This is a genomic window from Motilibacter deserti (genome assembly GCF_011250635.1).
GTDB classification, from domain to species: Bacteria; Actinomycetota; Actinomycetes; order Motilibacterales; family Motilibacteraceae; genus Motilibacter_A; species Motilibacter_A deserti.
Window position 1 is genome coordinate 1 of record NZ_JAANNP010000215.1, and the last position, 396, is coordinate 396.

At 65.2% G+C, this 396-nt stretch carries 1 rRNA gene; it reads left to right on the forward strand.

Annotation, left to right across the window (positions count from 1 at the left end):
* Positions 1-177 (forward strand): 16S ribosomal RNA (locus tag G9H71_RS22525); the annotation flags it as partial.
* Positions 178-396: the final 219 nt, after the last annotated feature.

Sequence of the window (396 nt, forward strand, 5' to 3'; positions counted from 1 at the left end):
CGGTGAATACGTTCCCGGGCCTTGTACACACCGCCCGTCACGTCACGAAAGTCGGTAACACCCGAAGCCGGTGGCCTAACCCCTTGTGGGAGGGAGCCGTCTAAGGTGGGACTGGCGATTGGGACGAAGTCGTAACAAGGTAGCCGTACCGGAAGGTGCGGCTGGATCACCTCCTTTCTAAGGAGCGTCCTTCGCCCTGGTGCTGCTGCCCTGGTTGGGGTGGTGGCGGGGTGCAGGGGCCGTGCCCGCGCCGTGCGTGCGTGGGGCGGTGCTCATGGGTGGAACGTTCGTCCTCGTCTCTGCTGTCTGGTGCCTGATGTGGGTGCTGGTGGTGGGGGGCACGCTGTTGGGTCCTGAGGGAACGAGCGCTTCTCTCGCGTCGCTGGGTTGGCCTGT